General features: G+C 57.1%; 7 protein-coding genes. 1 reads left to right on the top strand and 6 read right to left on the bottom strand.

Annotated elements, in window-relative coordinates; translation table 11 throughout:
* Nucleotides 1-142 precede the first annotated feature (142 nt).
* From ENN40_04060 to ENN40_04080, 5 genes are read right to left on the bottom strand one after another with little or no spacing between them, the layout of a single operon-like run.
* The gene (locus tag ENN40_04060) at nt 143-1,477 is read right to left on the bottom strand and encodes an FtsX-like permease family protein (protein HDP94520.1); all 1,335 of its coding nucleotides are present in this window, start codon (nt 1,475-1,477) and stop codon (nt 143-145) included.
* Nucleotides 1,363-2,625 carry an FtsX-like permease family protein gene (locus ENN40_04065; protein ID HDP94521.1) on the bottom strand — a complete coding sequence of 421 codons (1,263 nt, stop codon included), beginning with the start codon at nt 2,623-2,625 and terminating at the stop codon, nt 1,363-1,365. The genes ENN40_04060 and ENN40_04065 overlap by 115 nt, the downstream gene beginning before the upstream one ends.
* Nucleotides 2,567-3,310 carry an ABC transporter ATP-binding protein gene (locus ENN40_04070; protein HDP94522.1) on the bottom strand — a complete coding sequence of 248 codons (744 nt, stop codon included), beginning with the start codon at nt 3,308-3,310 and terminating at the stop codon, nt 2,567-2,569. Before ENN40_04070 ends, ENN40_04065 begins: the two co-directional genes overlap by 59 nt.
* Before the next feature lie 20 nt (nt 3,311-3,330).
* Entirely contained in the window at nt 3,331-4,386 is a 1,056-nt protein-coding gene (locus ENN40_04075; GenBank protein ID HDP94523.1) for an efflux RND transporter periplasmic adaptor subunit, read from the bottom strand.
* Nucleotides 4,383-5,744 carry a TolC family protein gene (locus ENN40_04080; protein ID HDP94524.1) on the bottom strand — a complete coding sequence of 454 codons (1,362 nt, stop codon included), beginning with the start codon at nt 5,742-5,744 and terminating at the stop codon, nt 4,383-4,385. Before ENN40_04080 ends, ENN40_04075 begins: the two co-directional genes overlap by 4 nt.
* A 274-nt stretch (nt 5,745-6,018) precedes the next feature.
* Here ENN40_04080 and ENN40_04085 point away from each other — a divergent pair, with 274 nt between their 5' ends.
* Nucleotides 6,019-7,035, top strand: a complete 1,017-nt coding sequence (locus ENN40_04085; protein ID HDP94525.1) for a hypothetical protein — start codon at nt 6,019-6,021, stop codon at nt 7,033-7,035.
* Between the two features lies 1 nt (nt 7,036).
* Here the strand turns inward: ENN40_04085 and ENN40_04090 are convergent, their stop codons facing one another.
* On the bottom strand, nt 7,037-7,237 hold the full coding sequence (locus tag ENN40_04090) for a DUF2892 domain-containing protein (protein ID HDP94526.1): 201 nt from the start codon (nt 7,235-7,237) through the stop codon (nt 7,037-7,039).
* Nucleotides 7,238-7,358 lie beyond the last annotated feature (121 nt).

The following is a 7,358-nucleotide window of genomic DNA, read 5'->3' on the forward strand; positions in this document are numbered from 1 at the left end:
GAGGAGACTGGAAAGTAACTTTATACGTTTATACGCACCGGCCCCAAGTTTTTTTTCGTGCCTTATTCCTTCTTCGTTATTCCTTATTCAGAGCTTTGTCCTGTCACCTGTCTTCTGGTCTCCTGCCACCTTCTTTTTACTTCTATTCTCCCCGCAACGCCACGATCGGATCCAGCATAGAGGCTTTACGCGCCGGGGAAACTCCGAAAATCAGGCCGACCAGCAGCGAGAACCCGAACGCGGCCAGGATGGAAGCCAGAGAAACGCTCGTGTTCCAATCGGTGGCAACCGCGATAACCAAGGCAACCGCGATACCGAGAGCGATGCCGATCAAACCGCCGCCCACGCTCAAAATGGCCGATTCAACCACGAATTGCCATGTAATGTCCTTGCGACTGGCCCCGACCGCCATGCGCAAGCCGATCTCTTTGCGCCGCTCACGAATGGCGATCAGCATAATCGCCAATATGCCGATGCCGCCGATCAAAAGTGAAACCCCGCCGATACTGGCAATCAGGGCGGTAAAGGTGTCGGTTGTCTCGCGCTGGGCATCCATTAATTCGGTCTGGCTCTGGATAGTGAAATCATCCGGTTTGTCGGACCGGTTCAGGCGATGGCGCTCGCGCAACAATTCTCGCACCTGGCGCTTCGCCGCCGCCATCTCGTCCGGGCCGTTCGTCTGCAGGTAAATCGAACTGATGTAATCCTGGTTAAAGACCCGGCGCAATGCCGTTTGAATGGGGATAAAGATCTGGTCGTCCTGGTCCACACCGTTCAGATCAACGCCCTTAGACTCCATGACGCCGATCACCTCGAACTGAATCTGTCCGACACGTATGGTCTTGCCGATGGGTTCAGTGCCCTCAAAGAGATTGTTGTCTACAGATCGACCCAACACCGCCACCCGCCTGGATGCACGATTTTCACTTTCGGAAAAAAAAATCCCCCTTTGTGTACAAAAACTGCGCACCTCGGGAAATTCGTGACTGGTTCCCACCACCGTGGTGTTGCTGCTCAGGTTGGCGAACTTGACCTGGACTTTTTTGCTTTGAATCGGCGCCGCGTTGCGAATCAGGTCGAGATTGTTCTTTATCGCCTCGACATCTTCGAGACGCAACGTGGTCACTGCACCACGCATCTGTGCACGCCCGGCGGATTTCTCTGCCTGGCCGGCATTGACAATCACCAGGTTGGTGCCCATGTCCCTGATCTTGCTCAGCACTTCTTCCTGGGCGCCGTTGCCGATGGCGACCATCACGATAACGGCGGAAACCCCGATGATAATGCCCACCAACGCCAGGATCGAGCGCAACTTGTGCGCCATCAACTGCTTGCGGGAAATCTTAACGCTCCGTGCCAATCTCATGACCGCATCGCCTCCACAGGTTGCAATTTGGCCGCCTGTCCGGCCGGCTGCATGCCCGCGGCGATGCCCACCAGGCTGGAAAGGACAACACCCAGCAAGATGGCCTGCCATGAAGTTGCGACCGGAATCCCGCTGAACAACTGCAGGGCGCGCGCGCTGATGCCGCCGAACACGATGCCGATGGCTCCGCCCGCAATTGTAACCGCCACCGCTTCCAGCAGAAACTGCATCTTGATGTCCTTGCTGCGCGCGCCCAGGGCCTTGCGCAGGCCGATCTCTTTTTTGCGTTCACTCACCGAGATCAACATGATGTTGGCCACCACCACCCCTCCGGCGATCAACGAGATCCCCGCCACCAGGACCAGGAAAATACTGAAGGTGCCGGCGATTTTCGCCGCCATCTCCGCCACCTCTTCCGGCGCCACAACCCGGAAATCGTCGGGGATACCACGGCCGATACGGTGGCGTTCCCGCAGAATGGCGCGGATGTCGGCGGCAGCCCGGGTTACATCTGAATCGGGGTTGAGCAGGATCTTGATGCCGAAAAGGTAATCCACGTTGGCCACGCGTCGCAGGTATGTGGCCAGGGGGACGTTGACGCGGTTGTCCATATCACCGCCGGACGCACTGGTTCCCTTGGTCTCCATTACCCCCTTTACCTGGAAATAGACATTGCCGACGCGGATCTGCTTCCCCACGGGATTCTCGCTGCCGAACAATTCGTTTTTTACCGTGGGTCCCAACAGGCACACCCGGTTGCGACTCGCCATATCGCTCTCAGAAATAAAATCACCGGTTTGCACATCCCAGTCCCACACGTACGCCCAGGCCGGCGTGATGCCGAACATCGGGGCCGTGGCTGATCGTTCCCTATACTTGATCTCCGCATTGGGCAGGCGATTGAAAGGCGCCAGATCCTCAACCGCGCGTACTTGCCGTTGAATCGCCTCGGCGTCTTGCAGCGTCAACGTGGTTACCGGACCACCACTGACGGGCCGGCCCATTTCCCTGCCGCCGCCGGCAAACACCATCAGGCTTTCAAAGCCGAATTTCTTTACGCGGTCCATTACCCGCTTCTGCGCTCCCAGGCCGGCGGAAACAATGATCGTCAGCGCGGTGATACCGATCACAATCCCGGTCATCATCAGGAAAGTGCGCTGCCGGTTACGCCCCAAACCACGGCAAGCGGTCTTGATCAGCCTAGTGGTTTTCACGGACCGCCTCCTCGGCGGGCAGGGCTTCCAGCTCTTTTGCGGCATCCAGCGGCTCGGAGTTTACACGATCCTCGGCGACCCCGCCGTCCGCGATGCGGATCACCCGGCGTGTATGGGCGGCGATATCGGGCTCATGCGTGACCAGCACGACAGTACGGCCCCTGCGGTTAAGTTCGGCAAACAGGGACATGATCTCCAGGCCGGAACGTGTGTCCAGGTTGCCCGTGGGCTCGTCAGCGAATATGATCTCGGGATCGTTAACCAGTGCCCGGGCAATGGCCACGCGCTGCTGCTGACCGCCGGACAGTTCACTGGGAAGATGGTGCGTGCGCTCGCCCAGTCCCACGGATTGGAGTGCTTCCCTGGCCAGTCTGGTCAAATCCTTGCGCTCGGAATAGATCAACGGCAATTCCACGTTCTCCAGCGCGCTGGTCCTGTCCAGCAGGTTAAAAGACTGGAACACGAACCCGATCACACGGTTGCGGATCTTGGCCATTTGTTCATCATCCATGCGATTGACTTCATGGCCGTCAAGCGTCAACGTTCCGCTGGTGGGTTTGTCCAGGCAACCCAGGATATTCATCAAACTCGACTTTCCCGAACCAGACGTTCCCATGATGGAGACGAACTCGCCGCGGCGAATGTCCAGTGAGACGTCGTTGACCGCTACCACCCTGGCGCCGCCTTCTTTGCCGTAGATCTTAAACAGGTTTCTGGCCTGGATCAGCATATCACTCATACCGTTGTCCTTTACTCAAACGAAACCAGCACGGTCTCGCCTTCATCCAATCCGCTGGTGACTTCGATCATGCCGCCGCTGGTCCAGCCGGTTTCCACTTTTCGGGCTACAGGCTTTCCTTTCTCCATCACGGTGACGAAGCTCTGGCCCTTTTGCCGGTGGATGGCGCTCAAGGGAATGGTCAACACCCCCTTGCGGGTTTCGAGGAAGATAGAGACCTTGGCGCTCATCTCCGGGCGCAGGGTTTTGCCCTGATGGTCGGTGATCTTCAAGGTGACCACGTAGTTAACCACGTTGTCCTGGATCACCGCCTTGGGATAAACAGCTGTTACCACACCCTTGAAATCAATGTTTGAGTAAGTGTCTACTGAAAAAGTGGCGACTTGTCCATCTTTGATACGCCCGATGTCAGTTTCATCCACATAAGCCCAGACTTCCAGCCGATCAAGATCGATAATGGTCACAAAGGTGGGCGCGGCGAAGCTGGCGGCCACGGTTTCCCCCTCCTGGGTGGACACGGAAGCCACGATCCCGGTGATGGGCGCCGTGATCTTGGTGTAATCCAATTGCACCCGGGCGTATTCAAGGTTGGCCCGGGCCTGCTCCAATTGCGCCTTGGCCACTTCAAAGGCTTTTTCCGCCAGGTCCACCTGGTTCTGGGAAATGTATTTTTTCTCTATCAGGGATTTCTGTCTGGCCAGGTCCAGTTTGGCGTAATCGAAATTCGCGGCCGTGTTGCGTTGATTGGCGAGGGCCTGGCTGTACTTCGCCTGCAATTCCGCGGGATCCAGCTCGGCAATGATCTGTCCCTTTTCGACAAAGTCACCCACATTGGCGTAAATGCGCTTGACCAGGCCGGAAACCCGTGAGCCCACCCGTACTTCAGCGCCCACCATGGGTTTGATAACCCCCGTTGCCAACACATTGGACCCGACATCCTTCCGGGTAACGGTTACCGTCTGCTGTTGACCTTTTTGCGCGTCTTTATCCGGACGCAACACGAAGAAGGCGGCCACAACCAGAACCGATGCCACCGCCGCCATCCACAAGTATTTTTTTTTATTCACTGCGCTTTCTCCTCAAAATTACGGATCCCCACCGCACGGTTGAGCACCGCCCGGGCAATATTGCCGTCCGCCAACGCTTCGATTTGGGTTTGCTCAGCGGTCACAAACGCGGTTTGCGCGTCGATCACATCCAGCATGGAACCCACGCCTTCCCGATACTCTCCCTCGGCAATGTTGCGGCTCTCCAGCGCGCTGGCGTAATAAACACGCGCACTTTCCACCCGTTCCATCGCCTCTTTCACCTGCAGATAGGCGTTCCACACTTCCAGGCTGATCTGCCGGCGCAGGCCTTCCTGCTGAGCCTCAAGGCCGCCCAGGGCCAATTGCTCCTGCTTGACCCGCGCCGGACGCAGGAACCCGTCAAACACGGAATAGCTCAAACTCAGGCCGATATGACCCGAGGCGTTCATGTCCGACAGGGCCAGCCCGTCAAAACCATATCCACCGAAGAGCGAAAGGGTCGGATAATAGTCGCTTCGGGCCAGGCGGATGTTGGCCCGCTGCGCGTTCATACGCTCGTTGATCTGGACCAGCTCCGGGCGATTCTGAAACGCCATCTCAACATGGATCTCAAATTGCCCTTCACTGAAATCCACTTCCCGGCCATCAGGACTTCCCTCCGCTTCCAAATCATCCACGATCGCAAGCGGCTCGTTTACGGATCTCCCCATCTCCAGGTTGAGCCGGCCCCGGGCCGCCAGGTGTGCATTGCGCGCCCGGATCAGAGACAATGTCATGTCCGCCTGTGCGACCTGGGCTTTTAAAATATCGGAACGGGTCGCCAGCCCGGTTTCAAACAGTGTCTGGGCGAAATCAAGGTGCATCTCCGCACGCCGCATCGACTGCCGCGCGGAATCCATCAGTCGTTCCGCCTGCAGCAGGCGGTAATAGGCTGAAATCACGTTGATCACAAGTTCTTCTTCATTCATCCGATGCCGGGCCTGCTCCGCGACCAGACCGGCCTTGGCTGCCCGGACCGTGGATATGGTTTTCCCGCCTTGAAAGACCGGGTATTGAAACGAGAGTCCGCCGCTGTAATGATCCTGGTTCAAAGTCCCGCCCGTATTTGAACTGGATTCCAGGGATGAACTTCGACCACCGGCGTTGAACACAATCGACGGCCAATACCCGGAACGCGCGGCATCGACTCCCGTCCGGCTCTCTTCCACACTGAAGCGGGAAGCGCGAATCAGGGGATTGTTTTTCAGCGCGGCATCCACACAGTCGGCAAGCGAAAGCAGGGTTTTCCCTGCTTCCCCGGCCGGCAATGAAAACACGAAAAAGAAAAATAAAACCAGAAAAAAGGCAAAAAGTCCGTTGTTGAAATGAACCTGAAAATCAGGATGCTTTTTGTTCATATTTATTCCTCTGAATCCTCAACTAAAAAAATCTCAATCATCACTTTCACGAATTCATTAACTTCCCGTAAGGGTGATATCAACAATCATACACTTTCCTCTCCAGCTCCTCAACTTCCACCCTAACAAATAGCCACCAGCCCCTTCCCTGGTTTCCCCATGCCACTCGCCTCTTGCCATTTGCCCGTTTGTGTCCTGCCGCCTTTCTTTCCATGATATAATTGAGCACGAAATGCTGAGAATACATTATTTTACGGGGACCGGCAATTCCTGATTGGCGGCGCAGCAACTGTCCGCCCTGGCACAACACGACGGCATGGAAACGGAGTTGTCCGCCGTTACCAGGCGGAAAGCGCGCCCCGCGAAAGCCCCTGAACGCAACGACCTGGTGGTGTTTTCCTATCCCACCCATGGTTTTTCGCTTCCCTGGCGCATGCTGAAGTTCATCCTGGCCTATCCCCGCGGCCGGGCCCGGATATTTTTGATCAACAACCGCGCGGGCATGAAGTTCAGCCGTGTTTTTACCCCTGGAGTCAGCGGCATCGCCGTACTCCTGCCCCTGTTGATCCTCTGCATCAAAGGCTACCGCCCGGCCGGCGCACTGCCCCTGGATACACCTTCCAACTGGGTAGTGGTCCACCCCGGCCTGTCTCCGCGTACCGTCCACGCGATCATGGAACGGCGAAAGCGCGACCTGCATAAGTTGTGGCAAAAAGTGACGGCGGGGAAACGCCGCTTCCCCACAAAATTCTGGATCATGATCCCACTGGACATCTTGGTTGCCCCTATAAGCGTAGCCTATCTGGCTTTCGGGTGCTTCATTCTCACCGCCACTTATACCGCGGACACTTCCTGCGACGGGTGCGGATTGTGCGCTCGCCAATGCCCGGTTGGAGCCATCCGTGTGGTTCATGGAAAACCGCGCTGGTCAATCCGCTGCGAATCCTGCATGCGTTGCCTGAACGTCTGCCCGCAAAAGGCGGTCCATGGATCATGGCTCCTGATGGGATTGTTCACATGGGCCCTGCTCCGGCTCACCGCGTTTTCCGGCCCCCTGGGATTCGCCTGGAAGTCCCTGAGTCGCCGCGGAGGTGAGGCTGCCAGCCTGCTGCTTTACCCAGCCTGGTGGCTGCTGGCCGTTTTCGTGGCCTGGATGCTGGGCCACCTCTTGTTTCACCTGAACCGCTGGAAACCCGCCGCCCGCTTCCTGGCCGTAACCACGCCCATGCATTTCTGGCGCCGGTACCTGAACCCGGCATTCCACCCGGAGCGCAACGGCCGGGGGCCTTGAATTACTTTTTGTTTGTGCGCATGCCCAGCAGGGTGTATAAGGGGCAGAAACTCACAAGGCTGGTCAACAGGAACACCACCGCGATCACACCCAGCGCGATTGCCAATGTGCCCGTAAGTGTTTTGGTGACCAGGAGTAACACCACCACCAGCGCCAGGATGGTCCGAATCATGCGGTCGATCACACCCATGTTTTTTTTCATTTTCTCCTCCCTCTGCGGGGAACGGCAACCCCCCGTCCGATTCTAGACACAGCCGGAAAGAATGTCAAAAATAGACCCTGGAACCTGTCTCCTGATATCTTAAATCAAGCTCCTGCCTTCC

The sequence above is a fragment of the Candidatus Aminicenantes bacterium genome (genome assembly GCA_011049425.1).
GTDB lineage: Bacteria > Acidobacteriota > Aminicenantia > UBA2199 > UBA2199 > UBA876.